The 23635-nt window shown below is 66.8% G+C and carries 19 protein-coding genes and 1 other RNA gene; 13 read left to right on the top strand and 7 right to left on the bottom strand.

The features are described from left to right. The first annotated feature begins 21 nt into the window (after nt 1-21). From GC150_04260 to GC150_04245, 4 genes are all read left to right on the top strand, one after another. On the top strand, nt 22-483 hold the full coding sequence (locus GC150_04260; GenBank protein MBI1384104.1) for an NUDIX domain-containing protein: 462 nt from the start codon (nt 22-24) through the stop codon (nt 481-483). Nucleotides 484-731: 248 nt separating this feature from the next. After that, on the top strand, nt 732-1283 hold the full coding sequence (locus GC150_04255) for a GNAT family N-acetyltransferase (GenBank protein MBI1384103.1): 552 nt from the start codon (nt 732-734) through the stop codon (nt 1281-1283). A gap of 1444 nt (nt 1284-2727) precedes the next feature. Further along, nucleotides 2728-4626 carry an SH3 domain-containing protein gene (locus GC150_04250; protein ID MBI1384102.1) on the top strand — a complete coding sequence of 633 codons (1899 nt, stop codon included), beginning with the start codon at nt 2728-2730 and terminating at the stop codon, nt 4624-4626. Nucleotides 4627-4664: 38 nt separating this feature from the next. Next, nucleotides 4665-5909 carry a hypothetical protein gene (locus GC150_04245; protein ID MBI1384101.1) on the top strand — a complete coding sequence of 415 codons (1245 nt, stop codon included), beginning with the start codon at nt 4665-4667 and terminating at the stop codon, nt 5907-5909. Nucleotides 5910-5960: 51 nt separating this feature from the next. Here the strand turns inward: GC150_04245 and GC150_04240 are convergent, their stop codons facing one another. The 5 genes from GC150_04240 to GC150_04220 all read right to left on the bottom strand — a co-directional run bounded on the left by GC150_04240 (nt 5961) and on the right by GC150_04220 (nt 11751). Then, nucleotides 5961-7256, bottom strand: a complete 1296-nt coding sequence (locus tag GC150_04240; GenBank protein ID MBI1384100.1) for an adenylosuccinate synthase — start codon at nt 7254-7256, stop codon at nt 5961-5963. 290 nt (nt 7257-7546) lie between these two features. Continuing rightward, a complete protein-coding gene (locus GC150_04235) occupies nt 7547-8368 on the bottom strand; it encodes a TIGR00282 family metallophosphoesterase (GenBank protein MBI1384099.1) in 822 nt (273 codons plus the stop codon). A 2-nt stretch (nt 8369-8370) separates the two neighbouring features. Beyond that, entirely contained in the window at nt 8371-9015 is a 645-nt protein-coding gene (locus tag GC150_04230; protein MBI1384098.1) for a 5-formyltetrahydrofolate cyclo-ligase, read from the bottom strand. Between the two features lie 143 nt (nt 9016-9158). Continuing rightward, nucleotides 9159-9316, bottom strand: a non-coding RNA gene (ssrS, locus tag GC150_04225) — 6S RNA. Between the two features lie 1055 nt (nt 9317-10371). Then, entirely contained in the window at nt 10372-11751 is a 1380-nt protein-coding gene (locus GC150_04220; GenBank protein MBI1384097.1) for a VWA domain-containing protein, read from the bottom strand. A gap of 419 nt (nt 11752-12170) precedes the next feature. On the opposite strand from GC150_04220, the gene GC150_04215 reads away from it, so the two are divergent. After that, on the top strand, nt 12171-12473 hold the full coding sequence (locus GC150_04215; protein ID MBI1384096.1) for a hypothetical protein: 303 nt from the start codon (nt 12171-12173) through the stop codon (nt 12471-12473). A 137-nt stretch (nt 12474-12610) separates the two neighbouring features. Further along, nucleotides 12611-13561 (top strand): thermonuclease family protein, encoded by a 951-nt coding sequence (locus GC150_04210; protein ID MBI1384095.1) that lies wholly within the window; start codon nt 12611-12613, stop codon nt 13559-13561. Between the two features lie 103 nt (nt 13562-13664). Here the strand turns inward: GC150_04210 and GC150_04205 are convergent, their stop codons facing one another. Then, a complete protein-coding gene (locus GC150_04205) occupies nt 13665-13856 on the bottom strand; it encodes a hypothetical protein (protein MBI1384094.1) in 192 nt (63 codons plus the stop codon). Here GC150_04205 and gcvA point away from each other — a divergent pair. After that, the gene (gene gcvA / locus GC150_04200) at nt 13843-14883 is read left to right on the top strand and encodes a transcriptional regulator GcvA (GenBank protein MBI1384093.1); all 1041 of its coding nucleotides are present in this window, start codon (nt 13843-13845) and stop codon (nt 14881-14883) included. The genes GC150_04205 and gcvA overlap by 14 nt on opposite strands. A 20-nt stretch (nt 14884-14903) precedes the next feature. Here the strand turns inward: gcvA and GC150_04195 are convergent, their stop codons facing one another. Next, nucleotides 14904-15317, bottom strand: coding sequence for a hypothetical protein (locus GC150_04195; GenBank protein ID MBI1384092.1), 414 nt, complete (start codon nt 15315-15317; stop codon nt 14904-14906). A gap of 340 nt (nt 15318-15657) precedes the next feature. Here GC150_04195 and GC150_04190 point away from each other — a divergent pair, with 340 nt between their 5' ends. From GC150_04190 to GC150_04165, 6 genes are all read left to right on the top strand, one after another. Beyond that, complete coding sequence (locus GC150_04190; GenBank protein ID MBI1384091.1) at nt 15658-16500, top strand: polysaccharide deacetylase family protein; 843 nt, start codon at nt 15658-15660, stop codon at nt 16498-16500. Nucleotides 16501-16701: 201 nt separating this feature from the next. Next, nucleotides 16702-19647 carry an excinuclease ABC subunit UvrA gene (gene uvrA, locus GC150_04185; protein MBI1384090.1) on the top strand — a complete coding sequence of 982 codons (2946 nt, stop codon included), beginning with the start codon at nt 16702-16704 and terminating at the stop codon, nt 19645-19647. 28 nt (nt 19648-19675) lie between these two features. After that, nucleotides 19676-20563, top strand: a complete 888-nt coding sequence (locus GC150_04180) for a hypothetical protein (GenBank protein MBI1384089.1) — start codon at nt 19676-19678, stop codon at nt 20561-20563. 118 nt (nt 20564-20681) lie between these two features. After that, nucleotides 20682-20963 carry a hypothetical protein gene (locus GC150_04175; protein ID MBI1384088.1) on the top strand — a complete coding sequence of 94 codons (282 nt, stop codon included), beginning with the start codon at nt 20682-20684 and terminating at the stop codon, nt 20961-20963. Nucleotides 20964-21159: 196 nt separating this feature from the next. Further along, on the top strand, nt 21160-21537 hold the full coding sequence (locus tag GC150_04170) for a hypothetical protein (protein ID MBI1384087.1): 378 nt from the start codon (nt 21160-21162) through the stop codon (nt 21535-21537). Between the two features lie 12 nt (nt 21538-21549). Beyond that, entirely contained in the window at nt 21550-23517 is a 1968-nt protein-coding gene (locus tag GC150_04165) for an FAD-dependent oxidoreductase (protein ID MBI1384086.1), read from the top strand. The last annotated feature ends 118 nt before the right edge of the window (nt 23518-23635 follow it).

Here is a 23635-nt window from a genome sequence, read left to right as displayed (position 1 = left end):
GTCGAACCGAAGGCCCGAGGCATGCCAGCAAGACGCATCGTCAACAAGAGTCTGCAAGCCTATTGGCGGTTCACCCGGTCACTTACGCTCGGCGCGCAGGCGGCGATCTTCGATGCAGAAGGGCGCGTGCTGCTCGTGCGCCACGGATACCGGCCCGGCTGGCACTTTCCGGGCGGCGGGGTCGAAAAGGGCGAAACCGTTCTCACCGCGCTCGCGCGGGAACTGGAGGAAGAGGCGGGTGTCGTGCTGCGCGGCCCGCCGCTGCTGCGCAGCATCCACGCAAATTTCCGCAGTTTTCCCGGCGATCACATCGCGTTCTTCGTCGTGCGGGACTGGCAGCAGCCGCGCATTCCGGAGCCGAACCACGAAATCGCCGAACTCGGGTTCTTTTCCTGCGACGGCCTGCCCGAGGGCACCGTTCCGGGGGTGCGCAATCGGCTCGCCGAAGTGTTGGCCGACGATCCGCCGGCGGCGGACTGGTGAACCCGATGAGGTCGCGGCCCGTTCGGCCAGCGGACGCCACGAAATGGGGACGCCAGCAAATGCTGGACCACGCCGGGCGAGCCTGCTAACCGGAGCCCATGTTCCGGCACGCGCACAACCCACGGCACCTGAGCCGACGCCTTCGGTCGTCGCGACGAGGCATGTCCATCATGCCGTCGTCCGCCGCCGTGCGCCGCACCACCTGAACCCGGCGGCGCACCCCTCACGCCCGAGCGCGAGTGCCCGCCATGCCCACCTGCCCACCCGGCCCGTTCCAGATCGAGGCCGTCACACCCCAGGACCTGCCAGCCATCGAGCGGCTCAACGACATCGCGTTCGGGCCGGGACGCTTTGCGCGCACCGCCTTTCGGCTGCGCGAAGGAATGCCGGCGATCTCGCCGCTCTGCCGGATCATCCGAGGCGCCGGGAACGAACTGATCGCGGCCGTCAAGATGACACCGATCACGATCGGCGGGCGGGGCGGAGCGCTGCTGCTCGGTCCGATCGTGGTCGCCCCCGAGCGCAAGAACCAGGGCTATGGCCTCGCGTTGATGCGAGCGGTCGAGGTGGCGGCACGCGAGGCGGGCCACCGGCTCATCGTGCTGGTCGGCGATCCGCCCTACTATGCGCGGGCCGGCTACGGTCCGGTGCCGGTCGGACAGATGGAGATGCCGGGGCCGGTCGATCCGAGCAGGCTCTTGGCCCTCGAGCTCGAGGCCGGGGCGCTCGCGGACTACCGTGGCGCAATTGCCTCGGACCGCGTTCGATCGGGCGGAGCGGGAGGCAAGCCCGCGATTTGAGGACCGTGTTCAGTGCAGGTTCATGCCGAGGGTTGGAATTGAAGCGCCCAGCTAATAGAGTTTCCAACGTTCGTGGATAGTCAAATCGAGGTCGGCCCGTCATGCAGCGCACACGAGCGATGCCGCAGACCGTCCTCGCCGCCCTCACGGCTGGGCTTCTGGCTCTCGGCACGGGCGTCCAGCGACCGGAGGCAGCCGAAACCGTGCTGTCGGCCTCGGCGAGCGATACCCTCGTTTCCCAGATCCGGCGCGACTGCGAACTCGGCGACGGCGTCGTCTCGATCGGCGTCGTGCCCGTCAGCGCCACCGGCTCGCCGCTCGCGAGCGACGACGAAGCGGCATTGACACGGGCCATCGAGGCGGCGCTCGCCGAGCGGGGTGTGCGCACGGGGCTGTCGCACGATGCGGCCAAGCTCATCGGTCTCACGGTCGCGTCGGGCGAGGCGGGGGTGCGCGAAGCCGAGCGCATCGAGGCGGGCGCGCGGGCGGCCGGCGAAATCCTGCTCTGGCCGGAGGTTCGGCTGGTCGCGGAAGGACGCGTGCGCCTCACCCTGGTCGCCATGCGCCCGACGCCGGCATGCAAGACGGTGCTGCAGACCGAGGTCGAGATGGCGACGGTGAGCGGGACCATCGACGTGCGCCGGCTGATGGCGTCGGTCGCGCGGCGAACGCTCGCCGACAGCGAAAGCGCGAGCGCCGAGACCATCGTCCTCCTGCCCTTCCGATCGGCCCCGAACACCTATGGCGATTGCGACGACCTTGTGCGCGCCCACTTGCTCGAAGCCTTCAACCTGGAACTCGACACGGGCATCGGCGCGATCAATCGCGCGGCGAACGAACGGCGACTGCGGGTCGACGCACGGGCCGCGACGCCTTCGAGTGAGGTGCCCGAGGGCGCGATCGTGATCGGCGGCTCCTGGGGTCTGACGGAGGCGGAGCGCGGCGCGCCGAGCGCGGCGAACGGCGCCTCGGACGGCGATGCTCAAGCGCCACGGCTCTGGGTCTCGCTCGAGGTGCGACGCGGCAACGTCGTCATGCACGCGCGCCAGCGGCTCGCGGTCGCGGGCCTCTCGTGCAGCGCGCGCACCGAAAGCTTCACGCGGACCATCGAAGCGCGCGCAAAGATGGATCGCCGGACACTCTGGGTGCATCTCGACCAACCCTTTTTCCGGGTGGGGGTCGACCGGCTCAAGGTGAAGCTCACGTCGGCGCGTGAGCGTGACGCCCGCTTCGCGATCTATTGCTGGTACCTTGCCGACGATGCATCCGCCTACATCCTCGTGCCCAACCCGAGCATGCCCGAGAGCGGTGAGATCAGCGGGCACAAGACACGGGTCTTTCCCGACGATTTCGGCATTCCGCCGCAGCGCCTCACGAGCGCCAGCAATGATCTGTTCCACTGTTTCGCGAGCGAAAGGCCGATCGACGAGGACCTGCACCGGAAATGGCTTTCCCTCTTCGGGGCGGCCGGAACAGGACCGAACGGGGAGATCGAGGAGGAGGTCATCGTCGAGTTGCTGGCGCGCATGCGCGCCGAGCCGGGCATCGTCGAGGCCATGACACGCATCGAGGTGAGATGAGGCACGACATGACGCACCCCATCGCAAACCGAACCGGACAGCGGCCCCTGATCGCCCTCGTTCTCCTGCTTGCGGCGATGCTCGGCGCGCTGGCGCCGGTGTGGTCGTCCGCCCAGGCAGCGGACCCCTATCGCAACCAGCACAGTATCGCCGTCCTCATCGCCAATCAGAACTACCAGCGCACCCATCCGGTCGACTACGCCCTCAACGACGTGGCGGCGATGAAGGCCTTCCTCCTCGAAAAGCTCGGCTACGAGGAGCAGAACATCTTCATCCTCAGGGATGCGAGGGCAGCGCAGTTGCGCGATTGGTTCGGCAATGAGCATTCCTCGAACGGGGAGCTGCGACGGCTCGTCGAGTCCGGCATTCCGCTCCAGGACGGCAAGCGCCTCGCCGACATCTTCGTCTATTATTTCGGGCACGGCGCGCCCGACCCGATCGAGAAGAAAAATTTCCTCATCCCCGTCGACGTCTCGCCGAACGAGGCACGCTATGGCCTCGGTGTCGCCACCCTCGAGCGAAACCTCGAGGAGATCGGCGAACTGCTCGGACCGAACAATCGCGTGTTCCTCATGATGGAGGCGTGTTTCTCCGGGGAATCGTCGAGCGGCGCGCTGATCCAGAGCAGTGCGGGTGCACTCGTCTTTTCCATGGAGGCGACGGCAGGTGTGGTTCGGCTCGCAGCCGCGGCGTCGGACCAGGTCGCGTTCTGGGACGCCGAAAGCCGGCGCGGGCTCTTCACACAGCATTTCCTCGAGGGCGCGGAGGGCGAGGCCGACAGCCCCGAATTCTTCGGCGACGGCGACGGCATCGTCGAGTTCAAGGAGCTGCAGCTCTACGTGCGCCGGCAGGTGCACCGGACCGCCCTTCGTCTCAGGAGCCGGGCCCAGACCCCCGAGTTCACCGCCCAGCGGGAGGTCGATTGGCAATTTCTTCCCGGCCCGATCACCCCGGTCGCGCTCGACGGCGCCGAGGCAGGGGCCAACGAGCCGCAAACCGAACCGGCCGAGCCTAACGGCCTCAGCGAGGCGGAAGCCTACACGCTCGCCGAACAGGTGGGCACCATGGAGGGGTGGGACGCGTTCCTCTCGCAACATCCGGAGGGCCCGCGCGCGCCCTTCGCCCGGGCGCACCGCCAGCGCCTCGCCAACGCCCGCGCGGCGGAGGATCAGGCCGCCCAGGAGCGCATCTATCGCGAGCAGCAGGAACGCGAGCGAAGGGAGCGCGAGGAGCGCGAGCGGCTCGCCAACCTCCAGCGACCACCGACGACGCCGCAGCCGCCCCTCTCGACCGATTGCGGACATCCACGCGGCAACTGGCGGGTGACGGGCGTCGCCTCCAACGACACCCTCAACGTGCGGCGCGGGCCGCGCACCACCTATCGCATCACGGGTGAAATCCCCTACGACGGCTCGGGCATCGAGGTCACGCAGTGCGATTCGCGGAACTGGTGTTACGTGCGCTACCGCTGCATCGAGGGGTGGGCGAACGGCAAATATCTCACCGTCGCGGGCGGCGGTGGCCAGCCCACCCCGCCCCAGAATTCGGGAGGTGCCTATCGGGTCGTCGGGGTCGCCTCGAACGACGTTCTCAACATGCGTAGCGGCCCGGGGCCAAGCTATGGCCGCATTGGCGCCATTCCCTACAACGGAACGGGAATCGCGGTGCAGCGCTGCGTGCAGCCGGCCGGCAGCGCGAGCTGGTGCTACGTGAGCTACGGCGGGGCACGCGGATGGGTTTCATCCCAGTTCCTCGGGCAGTAGGCGGGGCAGTGGCGATACCCGCCCAAAGGACGAAAAGCATGGTGAAAAGAAGAAGTGCCGGTGCGGACGCGGCGTGCAATCGGATGGGGCGCCTCGTCGGCTCCGTCATGCTCGCGCTCCTGCTCGCGGGCGTCGGGCAGCCCGGCGGCGCGGGCGCCAAGGAGGCCATGCCGAAGGAGTTCGTCTACCTGCGCGATATCGATGCCACGATCATCCAGGAGATGCGCTATTTCGGGGAGCACAATTTCGTCGGCCGTCGGGTCGACGGATATTTGGCGCCCGAGTGCATCCTGACACGAAAGGCAGCGCTGGCGCTCGCCAAGGTGCAGGCCCGCCTCCAAGCGCGCAACCTCTCGCTCAAGGTCTACGACTGCTACCGCCCGATGGCGGGCGTGCGCCATTTCGTGCGCTGGGCCAAGGACGTCGACGACGACATCACGAAAGGGGAATTCTATCCCGAAATCGACAAGCGGTCGCTGTTCTCGCTCGGCTACATCTCGTCGCGTTCGGCGCATGCGCGCGGCAGCACGGTCGACCTCGCCGTCGTTTCCCTGCCGCCGGGCCCGCAGCCGGATTTCGATCCTGGCGCCCAGGTTCCCTGCCATCGGCCGAAGGCGGAGCGCTTTGCCGACAACAGCCTCGATTTCGGAACCGGCTACGATTGCTTCCACGAACTGAGCCACACGGGCAACCCGGCGATCAAGGGAACGGCGCGCGAGAACCGCCAGATGCTCGTCGCGGAAATGGCACGCGTCGGCTTCAAGAACTACCGCAAGGAGTGGTGGCACTACGAACTCACCGACGAGCCCTTCAAGCGCACCTTCTTCGACTTCGAGATCCTGCCGCATCCGGAGGGGTCACGCGCGCCGGCGGGCGACGCGAGCGGCGCGGCCGACAGCATGGAACAGCTCATCGCCAAGACCGTCGGCGCGGTGCCGAGCCCGCGCGCGGCGGACGGTTCGAGACTCGCGCTGCGCTTCGTTTGCGTTGCGCCCGACGCGCTCGTCGAACTCCACGCCGAGCCCGACGCCAATTCTCCGGTCGTCGGCGTCCTGCCGGTCGATGAAACCGAGATCACCGGCATCGAGTGCCGGGGCGATTATTCCCTCGCAAAGTGGCACTCGTTCGACCTGGTGGACAGGGGCGTCTTTCCCGCGCCGTGGTGCCTCGTGCAGCCGCCCCAGGGTGAGAGCGCCGACGAGCCGCTGCGCGGATGGGTCGATGGCACGATCCTGCTCGAGAGCGGGAGGCCGGCCCCGGAATGTCTTTCTCTCCGCCCATGACGACATCGCGGCGCCCTCTGCGCCACCATGCCTTCGCCGGACGGGGCGGGATCAGGCGTCGGCGAACGGATCGGTGACGAGGATCGTGTCGTCGCGCTCGGGGCTCGTCGACAGCAGCGCGACGGGCGCCTCGATCAATTCCTCCACGCGGCGCACGTATTTCACCGCCTGGGCCGGCAGGTCCGCCCACGAGCGCGCGCCGCTGGTGCTCTCGGACCAGCCATCGAGCGTCTCGTAGACCGGTTCGACGCGCTTTTGCGCCATCTCGCCGGCAGGCAGATGATCGATCGGCTTGCCGTCGAGGGTGTAGCCCACGCAGATCCGCAGGCTCTCGAAACCGTCCAGTACATCGAGCTTGGTGAGGGCGATGCCACGAACGCCCGAGACCTTGCAGGTCTGGCGCACGAGAGCGGCATCGAACCAGCCGCAGCGCCGCTTGCGTCCCGTCACCGTGCCGAATTCGCGGCCGCGCTCACCGAGCCGCTGGCCGATCGTGTCGGTCAGCTCGGTCGGAAAGGGGCCGGAGCCGACGCGCGTCGTATAGGCCTTGACGATGCCGAGCACGTAGCCGAGCGAGCCCGGCCCGAGGCCGGAGCCGGTCGCGGCCTGGGCGGCGACGGTGTTCGAGGAGGTCACATAGGGGTAGGTGCCGTGGTCGATGTCGAGGAGGGCGCCTTGCGCTCCCTCGAAAAGAATGCGTTTTCCGGCCCGGCGCTCACGGTCGAGCAGCGCCCAGACGGTGTCCATGAAGGGCAGGATGCTCGGCCGGATCTCGGCGAGTTCACGATAGAGGTCGTCGGCGGAGACCTCGGGCACGCCGAGGCCGCGGCGCAGCGCGTTGTGATGGGTGAGGATGCGCGCCACCTTGCCGCCGAGGGTGTCGAGATTGCGCAGATCCTGGACACGGATGGCGCGGCGGCCGACCTTGTCCTCGTAGGCCGGGCCGATTCCTCGGCCTGTGGTGCCGATCTTGCCCGCCCCGGCGGCGGCCTCGCGGATGCCGTCCAGTTCGCGGTGCAGCGGCAGGATGAGCGTGGCGTTCTCGGCGATGCGCAGGTTCTCGGCGGTGATCGCGACGCCCATGGCCCGCAGCTTTTCGATCTCGTCGCGCAGCGCCCAGGGGTCGATCACGACGCCGTTGCCGATGACCGCGAGCTTGCCCGACCGCACGACACCGGACGGCAAGAGCGAGAGCTTGTAGGTCACACCATCGATGACCAACGTGTGGCCGGCATTGTGGCCGCCCTGGAAGCGTACCACGATGTCGGCGCGCTCGGAGAGCCAGTCGACGATCTTGCCCTTGCCCTCGTCGCCCCACTGGGCGCCAACAACCACGACGTTCGACATGACCGGCTCACCTGACTTCGGGATTGGGCGCGGCGAACCGGTCAGGGGCGAGCTTGCCCGATGCCGATCGACGCGCGAGACACGCTTGCGTGCCTCAAGCCGCAAGCCTTAGCAAGGTTCGAAGCGCATGGGCGGCCTCGTGCTACCCCCGCGTTAACCATTCATTAACCAAATCGACGCAGAATCACTCCCATACCGCCTAGCTGCCCACGGCGGTCCAACGGGCGGCGGCCCACGGCGCCCGCATTCGAGGAGCAAGAGCTCTTCCCCACACGAGAGAACCCACTCTCTCACTCGACCCCAAGCGGCTCGGCGGATCTGAGGGATCCTCCGAGCCGCAGTGGTTGAATGTCCTTGGCGAGCCCACTGCCCTCGTCGACGTCGACGATCACGCCGGCGATCGTGGCCGGTCCGGTCGCGGGGCGGAATCGCTCACGGGCGATCTTCGTCAGGAAGCGATTGACCGATTCCTCGCGCTCCATGCCGACCACGGAGTTGTAGTCGCCGCACATGCCGACGTCGGTGATGTAGGCGGTCCCGGCCGGCAGGACCCGCTCGTCGGCCGTCGGCACATGGGTGTGGGTTCCGACGACGAGGCTCGCCCTGCCATCGACGTGGAAGCCCATGGCCTGGGTCTCGCTGCTCGCCTCGGTGTGGAAATCGAGGATGGCGACATCGCAACCCTGCCCCAGCGAACACCCCTCGAGCGTCGTATCGACGGCCACGAACGGACAATCGAGGTCGGCCATGAAGACCCGACCCATGGCATTCATGACGAGGATGTCGGCGCCGTTGGCCGCGCGGTAGACCCCGGCCCCCTTGCCCGGCGTCCCGGCGGGAAAATTCAAGGGACGAAGAAGTCGATCGCTGCGCTCGATGAAGACCAGCGTCTCCTTCTGGTCCCAGACATGATTGCCGGTCGTGACGACATCGGCGCCGGCATCGAGGAGGTCGTGGTAGATCTGCTCGGTGATGCCGAAGCCGCCGGCCGCGTTCTCGCCGTTGACGACGGCGAAATCGATGGCGTGGCGTCGGCGCAATTCGGGCAGGCGCTCGATGACCAGCGAGCGCCCCGACCGCCCGACGATGTCGCCGAGAAAGAGCAGGCGCATCGTCAAGCCCGCGTCAAACGCGCGCCGCGCGGTGTCAGAATCCAGTCGAGGCGCTGATCGTGCGCCTCACGCGGCACGCGCACCAGTTCCTGCTCGTCGAAGGCGACGGCAATGGTGACCAGCCCGGCCGCACCGCGCGCGTGCGCCCGCGCCAAGGTCCGGTCATAGTAGCCGCCGCCGTAACCGATGCGGTAGCCCTCGGCGTCGAACGCCACCAGCGGTACCAGCATGACGGCGGGCTCGAGCACCGGCCTGTCGCCGGCCGGTTGCGGGATGCGGAAGGGGCCGTCGACGAGCCGGTCACCGGGCCGCCAGGAGCGGAACAGCAACGGTTCCCGGGACCCTTGCATGACCGGCAGGCAGATCTCGCGGCCAGCTTCCGCGAGGGCCGTGATCAAGGGAACAACGTCGATCTCGTTGCGGCTCGGCCAGAAGGCGCTGATCGGGCCGGTCGGCGCGGCCTCGAGCAACCGCAATCCCTCGCGCCGCAATGCGTTGCCGGCCGAATCGCCGTGCGCCAGCGCGGCCGCCGAGCGCCGCGCCATCACGATCGCGCGCAGCCGCGCCTTGGCCTCGGCGCCCGCGACGGATTCGATCGGTGCCGGGCGCGCCGAGGGTCGTTCCGAAAGGGTGATCTCGCTGCTCATCGCCCGCCTTAGAGCAGACCGGGCGATGGCGGGCAACTGACGAATTCCGGGTGCCCCCGACGCAATCCGTCGGCACCCGATCGGGCGGGAGTGGTGTGCCAACGGAGCCGCACCATGGCAGGTGATCGCTTGAGGAATCGTGCGGCAGCCCGCGAGAGCCGTTGGGCGTTTTGATCCCCTGGGTCCCTACAATGTAGGTGGGCGCCGAGTGGCCGGGACCACGGCCCCGGTCAGGGTCAGCTCCCTGGAAGATCTTATAGGCCCCGGGTGATGTGTGCCCTGACGCGCACCGCAGCACTGCCGCGATTCGCAGTATGGGGTCGCGCCGGCCGGTTTGCCAGGGGGTGCGTGCGCGGGCCGAGGCCATGTGATCGAGCGTGTGGCCGTCCAAAGACGCACGAACGCCCGCCGGTGGCGGGCGCCGTCTCGAAGGGCGGGACCGTGGCCCCGCCCTCTGCTTGCGATCCGGATTACTCCGAGAGCGTCACGCCATCGGCGGCGAAGGCGATCTTAGCGGCAACAATATCAATTGGTTGAATTGTCACATCCCTGTGTGAGGAGAGTTGTACGTAAAGCTCGCGATCACAGATCGCCCATAAGCGAATCCGAAACGGATTAGTGGCCGGCCGCCTTCGACGAACCGAGGGACCAGCCCACCGAAGTCCATTGCTTCGCAAGTTCATTGCGAGGCAGCGCACCTTGGATCGAGTGCGCCTAGGATCGCAAGGCAACCAAAGCATCGACCGCCAACGGGCGGAAGCGCAATCGCTCGAACGCCAATACTCCCTGCGGAGTGGCGCTGCTGCGCGACGTCAACATCGTTTCGGCTCCGCTGCGGCTTCCGCGGCGTGTCGAGCGATCGCGCGACGCATTTCGGCAATCGCGTCAAAGATGAGGTAGTTATGCGATATGCAGATTGGATGGCAGGTGGCTACCTAGCGCTTCAGGGCGCAGCGATTCTCGGTTCTGGCGCTTGGCCAGAATTGAGCATTCATCTTGATAGATTCAGCGTGGAACTTGGCGCCGGGCTCGCTCATAGTTTTGGAACGGAACTGACCTATGAGTTGCTCGAGGCCCTTGGCATCTTCGGCGATGTGGTCTCTGTCGCGCGACTGCTTTGGTCGGCCGTCAAGTGGGTCAGGGACAAGCGGGCCTCGAGGAACTCGCTGGCCCATGGTCGACGTGATTCCAATGAACAGCACCCGCCGAGCGGGGAGGTTCAGACCTCCCCGGGCCAGCAGTGAAACGTCGCTCGCTCTCCAAAAGGCCATAGGGCCGCTCTCTTTCGAGGGCGGCCGCAACAGCCGGATGATGGTCGGGCGGGACCGTGGCCCCGCCCTCTGCTTGCGATCCGGACTACTCCGAAAGCGTCACGCCGTCGGCGGCGAAGGCGATCTTGGCACCGATGTCGCGGAACACCTGACGCAGCGCCTGGCCGTCGTAGGGGAAGAAGTAGTGGGCCGGGCTCGAGGCGCACTGCTGCAGGGTGGTCGTCGAATTGCTGCCGGGAGTCATGTCGAAGCCGATGGTGAAGATCTCGATGCCCTTGGCTTTCATCTCCGCGCAGATGTCACGAGCCTGCTGCCAGGAGTTGCCGTTGCCCGACGAATACCACGTGTTGTACTCGCCGTCGGTCATGAGGATGGCGACCTTCAGCAGCTTGGGATCGTTGTAGGCGCCGGCCTGGCTCTCGGCGGGCCAGACGTTGTTGAAGTTCGGCGAGATCATGTACCATGCGAACTGCGTGCCGAGGTGGCCCGAGGTCCAGCCGTTGGCCTGCAAATTGTCGATCGCATCGTCGAGCACGGTGCGGTCGTCCGTCAGCGGGATGATCGGCGAGTTCGACGGACGGCAGGCTTGGTCCGACATGTTCTGGCCGTATGACGAGTTCTTCGTCTGGTCGAAAACGCCGAAGTACTTGTTCGGCCCCGGCGCGTCGTCCTTCTTGTAGACGGTGCCCGTACGCTCGGTGACGCAGGCCGTTACCGCGACCGGGCGCCAGGGATTGCACTTCTGCTGCCAGTTCCAGTGGTGCTGATTGTTGATGTTGCGGTTGCACCAGTTGCGGCGGTTGCTCGGGATGCCATCGATCCAACCGTCGCCGTTCTCATCGCCGTTGTCGTAGTCCGTCAGTGCGTCGAAGTATTCGCCGACGTTGACCGCGTGCGCGAACGGAACGATGGCAATGCGGCGCTCCTTCTGGACGCGGCGCAGCACGATGTCGAGGAGGTCCTCGGAGGCGGCCTTGAGCGCCGCCATGTCATTCGACATCGAGCCCGTGACGTCGAGCATGACGGAGAGTTCGAGTTCCTTGCCCGACATGGCGGCCTTGCTGTCGGCCGAAATGTCCATCTCGTTGATGCCGGCGAGACCGAGGAAGGTCGTGTCGACGGAGGACGAGGCCGACATCGTGACGTAGCCGTCCTCGCTGATCACGAAGCTGTCGACGGTGCCGGCAGGACTGCCGCTCGAAGCCTTGGCATAATGGTTGCGCGCGGCCGCCTCGGCAGCGCTGGTGCTGCCGGTGGCCGAAAAGTTCTTGGCGCCGGCGATGACCGCGGCGTCGAGAGCGGCCTGCATGCGCGTACGCGTCTGCAGGGCATTGCCGTAGTCGACCGACGCACCGACGGCGACGACGATCGGGACGATCGACGCGGCGAAGATCATCGCCACGTTGCCTTTTTTGTCGCCCGCGAAAGCGCGCAGACGATCGAATCCGTTACTCTTAGCTTGCATGACACCAACCCCACGCGACGGACGGGCCCACACCCGGCCGTTCGTTTCTTTGTGCTGCCACGATCGCACTCAGATGTTGCGGAGCGCCTTACCAGATCGTCGCAAGTTTAACGATTCCTGGGGGGAAAGGCCGCTCAAGATGGCAATCCCGCATTCAAAAATAACGAATCATGAACGTCGGCTGCGCATAGTTGAATCGAAAACGAAATCCAATCGAATTCCACCGGACGCCAGAATGACCAAATTCAATTTACGAACTCTTGTCGCCAATTTGCCCGATCGACGATCATAAATCATTCACCGATCAGCACAAAGACCCCTGAAGGCGCTGAAACATTAATCGAGTTTTAATTCCCCTTCGGCAAGGTCATCGTCAGCTTTACACGGCTCTCGCCAGTTCAATCGAGTAGGACAACACGATGAAGCGCTCACTGATCTCCCTCGCCCTCGTCATGGCATTCTCGGCGCCGGCGCTCGCCAGCACCTGCGAGGATCAGAACATTTCGCACGCCCTCAAGACCTATCGCGACCAGTGCGATGGCAACCTCACCAGCACGGCGCAGTCCCTCGCCAACAGCAGCGACAGCTGCATCCAGGTCCTGGAGGAAGGCCTCGAGGAACTGGAGCAGGACGGAGAAGCCGGTCTCGAGGACGTCTGCACCTCGGCGCTCGACTTCATCCAGGGCTATGCCGGAAACAACGACGTCGAATTGCTGAACTAGCTTTTCGCGCGGCCAAACCGTGGCTTCTCAGACGCCCGTTCAGCGCTTAAGGTTGCCTTCGTGATCGCGGCCATCGGGCCGCGAAGGTCGTGGGGGCCGGTGCGTTGACCGGGCGTTGGCGTTTGAAAGCAGCCGTGATGCTCGGTGGACTGGCGCTCGCCGGTCTTTTCGGTGGCGGATCGCTCGGCGCCGAGGCAGGGGCGCGCACCGAACGCGGCGCCGAGGCGGGCACCCGTCCGTCACGATCGGCCGCGACCGCTCCCTGCAAGCTCGTGCGCGGACCGCGCCGCGCGGTGGTCGATGTGCCGGACGGCGAGACGGTGCGCCTCGACGACGGCTCGACAGTGCGGCTCATCGGGGTGCTCGCTCCGGCGGCGCCGGCGTCCGCGGCCGGGGATCTCGACTGGCCACCGGGCAAGGCGGCGCACACCCGTCTCGTCGAACTGGTCGCCGGGCGGACGGTGCAGCTCCGGTTCGAGGGCACGCGCCGGGATCGCTACGGGCGCACGCTCGCCCACCTCGAGATCGAGGGCGATGGCGAGGACGCCGGCTCGGTCGGAGAGCGGCTTCTCGAGGGCGGCCATGCCCGGGCGGTTTCCTTTCCCGGCACCAGAAATTGCGCGCGCTGGCTTCTGGCGGCCGAGGCGAAGGCGCGGGCGGCGGGCCTCGGGCTCTGGCAGAACGCCGCCTATCAGCCGCGCTCGGCGCTCAAACCCAGCGAGATCGAGCGCTTCCGCCATTCCTTCCAAATCGTCTCGGGCGAGGTCACGTCCGTCAAACGCGTCGGCAAGCGCACCTTCATCAACTTCGGCAGCGACTGGCGGAGCGATTTCACGGCCGTCATCGAGGGCGGCGCGCACCGCCTCTTCGAGCGGCTCGAGGTGGATCTCGAGGGACTCGGCGGGCGGATGCTGGAGGTGCGCGGTTGGATAGAGAGCTGGAACGGCCCGCTGGTCCGGGTAACGCATCCCGAGCAGCTGCAGCTCGTCGGCAAGCGCGGCGGGTTGCCCCGGCGGCCGAAGGTGGCACCACGGCCCGATGGACCGTTGGCGCGTGAGGCGGGCCAGGCGGGCGATCTGAGACTGTGAGGTCTGGCCGCATTGCCCCTCTTCAACGCAAATGCCCCGGCACGGGGCCGGGGCATGGCATTGCCAGTGGCGATGACGCCCAGCGGCGTCTATCAGCCGTCGCTCAGCTGGACTTGCCAGGCAGGCGCACGATACGCGCGAAGCGGCTGGTGCGGTCGTCGCGGCGCAGATGCCTCGACGGCTGATCACGCTCGTCGGAGCGGGCAACCATTTCGTGCTCGTGCGCGGCGCCAGCACGCGCGCCGTAAATCGCCACGTCCATGAGACCGGCGTAGGTCTTGATGAGGGTTTCCATTGGTTTGCTCATGATCTTGTTGCGTTGCAGCATATATGAGCGATCCGCCCTTGCCAGACAAACGGCAAGTTCTTACCCTTCATGTAACAAAAACTTACACATCGGACCCATGGCCAGACGCCTGCCATCGCTGAATGCCCTGCGCGCCTTCGAGGCCGCGGCGCGCCACGAGAGTTTCTCGGCGGCGGCCGAGGAGCTGGCAGTGACACATGCCGCCGTCAGCCGCCACATCCGCGATCTCGAGGCGTGGCTGGACGTCGAGTTGTTCCGCCGCACGGGGCGGGGTGTGCGCCTGACCGAGAAGGGCGAAGCTTACGGCGCGGCGCTGACGCCGCTGTTCGACGGGCTGGTGCGCGCTACCCAGGCGATCCAGGCGGCGGCGGAGCGGCCGGTGCTTCGGGTCAGCGTCGAGGATGCCTTTGCCTCGTGGTGGCTGATCCCGCGCATGGGGCGCTTTGCCGAGCGCCATCCCGACGTCGCGCTCGACATCGATCCGAGCGACGACCTCATCTCGTTCCGGGCCGAGGACGCCGATCTGGCGATCCGCTACGGCAAAGGGCCGTGGGAAGACGTCGAGGTCGAGAAGCTCATCGACCTCATCATCTTCCCCGTCTGCTCCAAGCGCCACCTCGAGCGCACCGGCATCAAATCGCCGCGCGAGCTGACGCGCTCGGTGCTGCTGCACGACGAAAGCAAACAGTGGTGGGCGGAGTGGCTGGAGGCCGCCGGCGCCCGCAACGTCGATGCCACGCAGGGACCGATGTTCCGGCGGTTCCTCGCGCTCGAGGCGGCCGCGACCGGCCAGGGTTTCGCACTCGCGGACAACGTGGTTGCGGCCGAAGGGCTCCTCGAAGGCTGGCTCGTCAAGCCGTTCGCGCTCACCGTCCGGGAAGATGCCTACTGGATCGTGCGGGCGCCAGAGCGGCCACTCAGCCCACCTGCCGAGGCGTTCGTCGAGTGGCTCTACGAGGAGATGGCGACGACACAGGAGCGCCTCGCCCCCATCCTGGCTTCGAGCACGACCTGAGACGGGCCGTCTCTTGCGCCTCAAAGGCCGCCGACATCCTCGCCGGCGAGAAAGGCGGCGACGCCCTCGTCCAACAATTCAACGATTTCGGCGACCGTCAGATCGAAGACGCCGGCCTCGCCACGCTCGAAGGCTTCGCGCCAGGAGTGGTAGGCCTCCATGGCTCCCGGCTCGCTCGCCGGCAGCATCAGGCGCTCGGTGACGCTCGCCCGCAGCGCCGCCTCGGTGATCGGGAGGTGTTCGACGATGGGGGCGCGCCCGCCGCTGAGGCCCGGGTTCAGAATGCCGACGTCGACGAGACGAATGTGAACGATGGCGGTGCCGCCCTCGTCCTCGACCTTGAGGATCTCGATGCGCGACTCGCGCTCGTGGGCGCGGGTCTCGTAGCGCCAGACCTGGCCTGGGGCGAACGCGCCGCCCATGCGATCGTGCATTGCTCGCCTCCTCGTTGCGGCCGCCGAGGGGGCCGCGTCCATTCCGCCCTCCCTAGCAAGTGTCGGGGCGCGGCGCCTCGGGCGATCGAGGTGAGGGAGCGGCGATGCACCGATTTCGCAACTCATCAACCGGCTCGCGCGGGCAGACCTCACGGCAGACCGGTCCGGCTGGGTCACCCGTTCGGCCAGGCACGGCCGAGGATTGCGGGCCGGCCACGGTCGCGCCAATTGGCGGCGGGCTTCGCCTCGGCCACCTTGGTGGATGTGTTCGAATGTGCAATGTTGTCCAAAGATTCGGAAAAATTCACTTTCGAGGAGAGGGGCAATGCGCGGACCCGTGGTGAAACTCTGCCTTGCGCTCGCGTTCGCGGCCGCCATGGCGGACAGTTCGATCGCAAAGGAGTGCAACAATCCCAATGCCCTCGGCGTCGCGCGAACCGTCGCGATCGACACGACCGGCGGGCCCGGTTTCGGCTTCCAGCATTACAAGTTCTACGACTTCCTCGAGGAAGGCGAGGTGGTGCTGACGTTCGACGACGGGCCGCTGCCGACGCACACCGTCACCATTCTCAAGGCGCTGGCGCAGGAATGCGTGCTGGCGACGTTCTTTCCGGTCGGCAAGCTCGCAGTCGGCTATCCGGAGGTGCTGAAGCAGGTCGCGGCGGCCGGCCACACCGTCGGCAGCCACACTTGGTCGCATCCCAACCTCGGCAAGAAGGCGCTGCCGGAAGCCCAGGCCGAGATCGAGAAGGCGGTGAGCGCCGTTGCCATCGCGCTCGGCCAGCCGGGGGCGCCGTTCTTCCGCTTCCCGTTCCTCAAGGATTCGCCCGAGACCTTGCAGCATCTGGCGAGCCGCAACATCGCGATGTTCTCGACCGACCTCGACTCTTTCGATTTCCGTGGCGGCAAGCCGCAGAAGATGATCGAACGGGTCATGGCGAACCTGCGCAAGCGCGGCAAGGGCATCCTCCTCTTCCACGACATCCAGCCGATCACGGCAGCCGCGATGGCCGGCTTCCTCGCCGAGCTCAAGAAGGGCGGATTCAGGATCGTGCACCTGACCGCAAAGACGCCGGTGACGACGATCGAGAGCTACGACGAAGAAATCCGCAAGGGCTTCAGGGGCGCCGATACCCTTGCGGTGCGGCCACTCTCCAGCGTCGTGAGCACCATCAGCGACTGATCTCGAGCCGGTCGATCATGCGCCGGGACGGCAAGGGCCCCCGACCTCGAGGTCGGGGGCCCTTGCCTTTTCTCGACACCGGGCTGGCGGGGGCGCGGTTCGTGTGCGAGCGCTCGCGGTTACCAAGCCCCTCCTTCGGGTTGCATGGACGCCGCGAGCCAATTCGGCTAGGCACTGGGGCCTCAACAACGGGCCCGGGCCATGACCGATCGCAAGACCATCAGCGTGCGCGGCGCGCGCGAGCACAATCTCAAGAACGTCGATCTCGAGATCCCGCGCGAAAAGCTCATCGTCTTCACCGGGCTCTCGGGCTCCGGCAAGTCGTCGCTGGCGTTCGATACGATCTATGCGGAGGGACAGCGGCGGTACGTCGAGAGCCTTTCGGCCTATGCGCGCCAGTTCCTCGAGATGATGCAGAAGCCCGATGTCGACCATATCGAGGGGCTCTCGCCGGCGATCTCCATCGAGCAGAAGACGACGAGCCGCAACCCGCGCTCGACCGTCGGCACCGTGACGGAAATCTACGACTATCTGCGGCTCCTGTTCGCGCGCGTTGGCGTGCCTTACTCACCGGCGACGGGGCTCCCGATCGAGAGCCAGACCGTGACGCAGATGGTCGACCGCGTCATGGAGCTGAAGGAGGGCTCGCGGCTCTACCTGCTGGCGCCGGTCGTCAAGGGACGAAAAGGCGAATACCGCAAGGAACTGGCGGAGTGGATGAAGCGCGGCTTCCAGCGCGTCAAGGTCGACGGAACATTCCATGAAATCGCCGAGGCCCCGGCGCTCGACAAGAAGCTCAAGCACGACATCGACGTCGTCGTCGACCGCATCGTGGTGAAAAAAGGCATCGAGGCGCGGCTCGCCGACAGCTTCGAGACCGCACTCGAACTCGCCGACGGCCTTGCCATCGCGGAGTACGCGGACCAGCCGCTCGCGGCGGAGGCGACGCGCGGCGCGCACAAATCCAAGAACGAGACGCACGAGCGGATCATCTTCTCCCAGCACTTCGCCTGTCCGGTCTCGGGCTTTTCGATCGACGAGGTGGAGCCGCGCCTCTTTTCCTTCAACAATCCGTTCGGTGCCTGCCCGGCCTGCGACGGGCTCGGCACGGAACTGCGCTTCGAGCCGGATCTCGTGGTGCCGGACGAGAGCCTCAGTCTGGCTGACGGCGCGGTGCTGCCGTGGGCGCGGACGGGGAGTACATCGCCCTACTATGCCCAGACGCTCGAGGCCATCGCGCGGCACTACAAGGTGCGCACGAGCGTGCCCTGGTCGGAGCTGCCGGCCAACGTGCAGCACGTCATCCTGTTCGGGTCGGGCGAGGAGGCCATTTCGATCGTCTATGACGACGGGGTGCGGCGCTACAAGACCGCAAAGCCCTTCGAAGGCGTCATCAACAACATCGAACGGCGCTGGCGCGAGACGGAATCGAGCTGGGTCAGGGAGGAATTGTCCCGCTACCAGTCGGACCACCCGTGCGAGCGCTGCAAGGGGCACCGTCTCAAGGACCAGGCGCTCGCGGTCAAGATCGACGGGCTGCACATCGGCGAGGTCGCGCGCATGAGCATCCGCGAAGCCGGCGGCTGGTTCGAGCGCCTGCCGGAGCGGCTCTCGGTCAAGCAGAACGAGATCGCGACGCGCATCCTCAAGGAGATCCGCGAGCGCCTGCGATTCCTCAACGACGTCGGGCTCGACTATCTCACGCTCGCGCGCGGCTCCGGCTCGCTTTCGGGAGGGGAAAGCCAGCGCATCCGCCTCGCCTCGCAGATCGGTTCGGGTCTGACGGGCGTCCTCTATGTGCTCGACGAGCCCTCGATCGGACTGCACCAACGCGACAATGCGCGCCTGCTCGAGACGCTGAAGCACCTTCGCGACCTCGGCAACACGGTGATCGTCGTCGAGCACGACGAGGATGCGATCCTCGATGCCGACCACGTCGTCGACATCGGTCCCGGCGCCGGCATCCATGGCGGGCGCATCATCGCCTCGGGGACGCCAGACGACATCATGCGCGAGGCCGAGAGCCTCACCGGGCAATACCTCACGGGGACCCGCGAGATCGCGGTGCCGGCGGCGCGGCGCAAGCCGGAGAGGGGAAAGTATCTCGAGGTGTTCGGCGCACGCGCCAACAATCTCAAGAACATCGACGCCGAGATCCCGCTCGGACTGCTCACCTGTGTCACTGGCGTGTCGGGCGGCGGCAAATCCACGTTCCTCATCGACACCGTCTACAAGGCCGTCGCGCGCCGCCTCACCGGCCGGCGCGAGCATCCGGGCGCGCACGACCGCCTCGAGGGGCTCGAGTGGCTCGACAAGGTGATCGACATCGACCAGTCGCCGATCGGGCGCACGCCGCGCTCGAACCCGGCGACCTACACCGGCGCCTTCACGCCGATCCGCGACTGGTTCGCCGGTCTGCCGGAGGCAAAGGCACGTGGTTATCGTCCCGGGCGCTTTTCCTTCAACGTCAAGGGCGGGCGCTGCGAGGCGTGCCAGGGGGACGGTGTCATCAAGATCGAGATGCATTTCCTTCCCGACGTCTACGTCACCTGCGACCAGTGCAAGGGGCACCGTTACAACCGCGAGACGCTGGAGGTGCGGTTCCGCGAGAAGTCGATCGCGGACGTGCTCGATATGACGGTCGAGGAGGGGGCGAAATTCTTTGCGGCGGTTCCCTCGATCCGCGACAAGCTCGAGACGCTGGCACGCGTCGGGCTCGGCTACATCAAGGTCGGCCAGCAGGCAACGACGCTCTCGGGCGGCGAGGCGCAGCGCATCAAGCTCGCCAAGGAGCTGTCGCGGCGCGCGACGGGGCGCACGCTCTACATCCTCGACGAGCCGACGACGGGGCTGCACTTCCACGACGTCGCCAAGCTGCTCGAGGTTCTCCACGAACTGGTCGAGGCGGGAAATACCGTCGTCGTCATCGAGCACAACCTCGAGGTCATCAAGACCGCCGACTGGGTGATCGATCTCGGCCCGGAAGGGGGCGACGGGGGCGGACGGATCGTGGCGGCGGGCCCGCCGGAGGTAATCGCAGAGTGCGCCGAGAGCTATACCGGGCGATTCCTCGCCGAACTCCTCGTGCGGCGGCGCAAGCTCAAGGCCAGACCGAAGCGGAGCGGGCGCAAGGAGGCGGCGGAATAAGGCGGGGAATTCACCGGGAGCCGGACAAATGGTGATCGCCAACTATTTTCCCGCAGAACATCTGCGCCTCTATCTGACGCTCTACCTAATCCTCATCCTTGGGCAAGGTTTCGTGGGACTGATCGACGGCCTCGAGCCCGTTGTGGCGTTCACGGCGGTCCTGCGTGAGCCGGGGGTCGCGTTCTACATCCTCGCGCATATCGTACCGGCCAGCATGGCGATGTTCGAGGAAGCCGACCGAACCCGGCTCGCCGTACGCATTCGCACTCTTTACGCTACGGGCGAAGCTGCATTCGCGGCGGGCCAGCTGGAGGCCCTCCAGGTCATTCACCGGCGGGTTCGCATCCTCGAAGCCGAGGAGTACCGATTGAACGGCTTGCTCCGTCGCACTTCGCGCTTCCTCCTGCGCTATGCGATTGCGCTCCTCTTCATTGGATTGATGTTCGCGATCCACAAGGCATCGACCCGGATCGATGGCGCGATCGTGAACATCGATCTCGCCGAAGTGGTCCACCGGTTGACGTCGCGCGACCACTGGCGGTTGTTTTTCTTCTTCTTTGCGGCGGCGATAGTGAGCATCGACATCGACTGGATCGGCATGTCGAACCCGCTGATCCGGGGCGAGGCCTACGCCCACCGATTGAAACGGCTGATCGATTCGGTCGGCAAAAAGTCGCCCCCGAAGTCGCCCGAGCGCCCGCGCACTGCCGAAAATCTAGCCGCCGCCGCCATGGAACTCTTCGGTCTCCAGAAGGGATTTACCGCCGCGCAACTGCGCCGCGCCTGGCTTCGCATCGCCTTCGAGCTCCATCCGGACCGCCACATGAACGAGAACCCGGACGTCCGGATTGCCAAGGAGGAGGCGCTGAAACGGGTCAATGCCGCGCGCGATCTGCTGGTCGGGGCCGCGGCCTGAGCGCTTGGAGCGGCGGGGCCCGCGCGTCGAGGCTCGCACCGCACCGCCATCTTCTCGCCACCGATTCGCCCAACCATCGCCCGCGCAATCGAACGCAGCTCAGCAGGGGGAGACTCACATGTCGGACCGCACACAATTCGCCGTCGGCCAGACGTCGTTCTCCGTGCCGAAGCTCTTCAAGCGCACCGTGCAGGTGCTCTCGGCCGTCATCATGACGGCGCTCGCCTCGCTGGCGGTCATCGTGCTCAACCATGGCCTCACCGCGCAGGGCGGCTGGATGAAGGGCATCGCCGCCTGGACCGCCTTCATCCAGCGATCGGACATCCTCGGCACGATCGTCCTGACGGCCATCGTCACGGTGGCGACGATCTACTGGCAGCGCGGCCCGAACCGGAAGTGAATGCCGGGATGGTCCGAGGGACGTGGCGACGAGCACATCGCGCTCGACATCGTGTGCGCCTCCATGCCAGCTTTCAACGAATGACCGCACACGTTCGCGTGGTTTTAGCGGGGCCAAGAGTTGAGGGTTGCATCAGCCTCGATGTTCTGCCAATGTTCCTTTCGGGGCAGAGGCGACGGGGCGGGAAGGGGCCTCGATGAGCGATACCGTGACACGCGACGAGTTCGGCCGCCTCGAGGCGCGGGTGTCCGTCCTCGAAGGCGAATTCGACGGTGAGAAATCCGTGACAAGGCACATCCTGGAGCAAACGCGGCGCAACGGCGACGACATCGCCGTGCTGAATGGCCGGCTGCGCAGGGTGGAGGCGGACATCGGCGGGCTGAAGTCGGACGTTTCGACGCTGAAGTCGGACGTGGCGACGTTGAAGTCGGACGTGACGACGTTGAAGTCCGACGTCTCGACTCTGAAGTCGGAGATGCAGCAGGTGCGCGGCGAATTGCGTGGACTTCGCAATGATCTGCCCACAATCGTTGCCCAGACGCTGCGGGACGTGCTGGACGAGCGGGGACGCTGATCGAGCGAGAGCATGATGCCGGGGGATTTCGAAGCGCTGTTGTCGCCGGTCCAGGTCGGGCCGTTGACCATGCGGAACCGCGTTCTGGTCACGGCGCACGTGCCCGGTTTCGAGAAGGATGGGCTCGTCAACGACGATTACATCGCCTATCAGCGGGCGCGCGCGCGCGGCGGGGCGGCCCTGCAGGTGACCGGCGCGAGCGCTGTCCATCGCACCGGCAGCGTCGGTGGCGGGCGGGCGCTCGATCTCACCAAAGGCGAGATCGTGGAGGGCTTCCGGCGCCTCGCCGATGCGATCCATGGCGAAGGCGGGCGCTTCCTCGTCCAACTCGGGCATTCGGCCGCGACCGTCAACGACACCGACGCGGGGCGCCCGCTCTGGGCGCCGTCGGCGGTCGCCTCCCAGCTCTCGCGCGAGATGCCCTACGCGATGTCGCTGGCCGATATCGACGAGATCGTCGAGGCGCACGGTGTGGCGGCGCGACGGGTCGCGGACGGCGGGCTCGACGGCGTCGAGATCCTGGCGGCCTTCGGCTACCTCGGCGCGGCGTTTCTTTCGCCCTATTCCAACAAGCGCACGGACGAGTACGGTGGTGGGCTCGACAATCGCATGCGGTTCCTGTCGAGGGTGATCGCGGTGGCGCGCGAGGCCGTCGGCCGCGAGCGCATCGTCGGCGTGCGCCTGCCGGGAGACGAGCGTGTTCCAGGCGGGCTCGGGCCGGACGAACTCGCCGAGATCGCGCGGCGGCTCGCTGCGACCGGCCAGATCGACTACCTCAACATCATCGTCGGCACGAACTACGACCGCCTCCAGCGCATGGAGCACTGGCCGCCGACCCCGGCCCCGCACGGGCTTTTCGTTCCCCTCGCGGCCGCCATCAAGCGCGTGGTGGCCATCCCGGTCTTCACAACGGGACGGATCGTCGATGCCCGTATGGCGAATGCGGTGATCGCTTCGGGCGAGGCCGACATGGTCGGCATGACCCGCGCGCACATCTCCGATCCCGACCTCGTCGCCAAGATCGCCGGCGGTCGGGCCGAGGACGTCAGACCCTGTGTCGGCGCGAACGTGTGCATCGCGCGCGCAACGGAGGGCAAAGTCATCCGCTGCTTCCACAATCCCAATGTCGGGAGGGAGGCCGTCCCGGCGGCATTGCCGGGCGCGCGGACGGAAAAGGCACGGCACGTGGTGGTGGTCGGCGGTGGTCCGGCCGGTCTCGAGGCGGCACGCCGCGCGGCGGAACGAGGCCACCGGGTCAGCCTCTACGAGGCCAGCAGCGAGCTCGGTGGACAATTGCGGGTGTGGGCGCGGGCGCCACTCACGGCGGAATTCGGACGCACGATCGAGTGGTACGAAGGACAGCTCGCGCGCTTGCAGGTCCAGGTGCACCGCAACCGGCGGCTCGCACCCGCGGACCTCGGTGAACTCGGTGCGGATGCCATCATCTTCGCAACGGGTTCGGTCGCGATCGAACCGGCGGCGCCGGCCGGTCACGAGCGCTCGTCGATCCGGCTCATGACACCGGCCGAACTGATCGATGCCGCCCCGCGCGGCGTGCACATCGTGCTCGCGGACGAGGGCGGCGGGCGGGGCGGACTGTCGGCCGTCGATGCCGTACTGGACGGCAACCGTGTCACGATCGCGAGCAGCGACAACGCCATCGGCGAACTCGTCAACCCCAATCTGCGGACACCACTCTACAAACGGCTGCTCGGCGCCGGCGCGGTTTTCCGTCCCAACGAGGTGGTCACCGCGGTCGATGGGCGTCGGATCTCGACGCGCAACATCTACAGCGACCACGAAGGCGCCATCGAAGACGCCGACATCCTCGTCGACTGGCGCGGCAACGTCACGTTGCCCGCGTTCGCCGAAGAGGCGCGCACCATGGGCATCGAGGCGCACGTGATCGGCGACTGTCTCGCCCCACGCCAGGTTCATGTCGCCATCGCGGAGGGCGCACTGGTGGCGGAAAAAATCTGAGGGCGGAAGCGGCGGCGCGCCGGAACGAACGCCCACTGCCGCAACGCCGCCCCACGATCGCGGAGGAGCGGCGCGCGACCCGGCGGCGTGCGCCGTCGATACCCTAGCGCGGAGAGCG

This window comes from Hyphomicrobiales bacterium, assembly GCA_016125495.1.
GTDB lineage: Bacteria > Pseudomonadota > Alphaproteobacteria > Rhizobiales > RI-29 > RI-29.
This window is presented reverse-complemented; position numbering and strand designations above follow the sequence as displayed.

Coding starts and splice junctions, on each gene's coding strand:
- GC150_04260 (MBI1384104.1), top strand. CDS start 22: ATGCCAGCAAGACGCATCGTCAACAAGAGTCTGCAAGCCTATTGGCGG.
- GC150_04255 (MBI1384103.1), top strand. CDS start 732: ATGCCCACCTGCCCACCCGGCCCGTTCCAGATCGAGGCCGTCACACCC.
- GC150_04250 (MBI1384102.1), top strand. CDS start 2,728: ATGGCTTTCCCTCTTCGGGGCGGCCGGAACAGGACCGAACGGGGAGAT.
- GC150_04245 (MBI1384101.1), top strand. CDS start 4,665: ATGGTGAAAAGAAGAAGTGCCGGTGCGGACGCGGCGTGCAATCGGATG.
- GC150_04240 (MBI1384100.1), bottom strand. CDS start 7,256: ATGTCGAACGTCGTGGTTGTTGGCGCCCAGTGGGGCGACGAGGGCAAG.
- GC150_04235 (MBI1384099.1), bottom strand. CDS start 8,368: ATGCGCCTGCTCTTTCTCGGCGACATCGTCGGGCGGTCGGGGCGCTCG.
- GC150_04230 (MBI1384098.1), bottom strand. CDS start 9,015: ATGAGCAGCGAGATCACCCTTTCGGAACGACCCTCGGCGCGCCCGGCA.
- GC150_04220 (MBI1384097.1), bottom strand. CDS start 11,751: ATGCAAGCTAAGAGTAACGGATTCGATCGTCTGCGCGCTTTCGCGGGC.
- GC150_04215 (MBI1384096.1), top strand. CDS start 12,171: ATGAAGCGCTCACTGATCTCCCTCGCCCTCGTCATGGCATTCTCGGCG.
- GC150_04210 (MBI1384095.1), top strand. CDS start 12,611: ATGCTCGGTGGACTGGCGCTCGCCGGTCTTTTCGGTGGCGGATCGCTC.
- gcvA (MBI1384093.1), top strand. CDS start 13,843: ATGAGGGTTTCCATTGGTTTGCTCATGATCTTGTTGCGTTGCAGCATA.
- GC150_04205 (MBI1384094.1), bottom strand. CDS start 13,856: ATGGAAACCCTCATCAAGACCTACGCCGGTCTCATGGACGTGGCGATT.
- GC150_04195 (MBI1384092.1), bottom strand. CDS start 15,317: ATGCACGATCGCATGGGCGGCGCGTTCGCCCCAGGCCAGGTCTGGCGC.
- uvrA (MBI1384090.1), top strand. CDS start 16,702: ATGACCGATCGCAAGACCATCAGCGTGCGCGGCGCGCGCGAGCACAAT.
- GC150_04180 (MBI1384089.1), top strand. CDS start 19,676: ATGGTGATCGCCAACTATTTTCCCGCAGAACATCTGCGCCTCTATCTG.
- GC150_04175 (MBI1384088.1), top strand. CDS start 20,682: ATGTCGGACCGCACACAATTCGCCGTCGGCCAGACGTCGTTCTCCGTG.
- GC150_04170 (MBI1384087.1), top strand. CDS start 21,160: ATGAGCGATACCGTGACACGCGACGAGTTCGGCCGCCTCGAGGCGCGG.
- GC150_04165 (MBI1384086.1), top strand. CDS start 21,550: ATGATGCCGGGGGATTTCGAAGCGCTGTTGTCGCCGGTCCAGGTCGGG.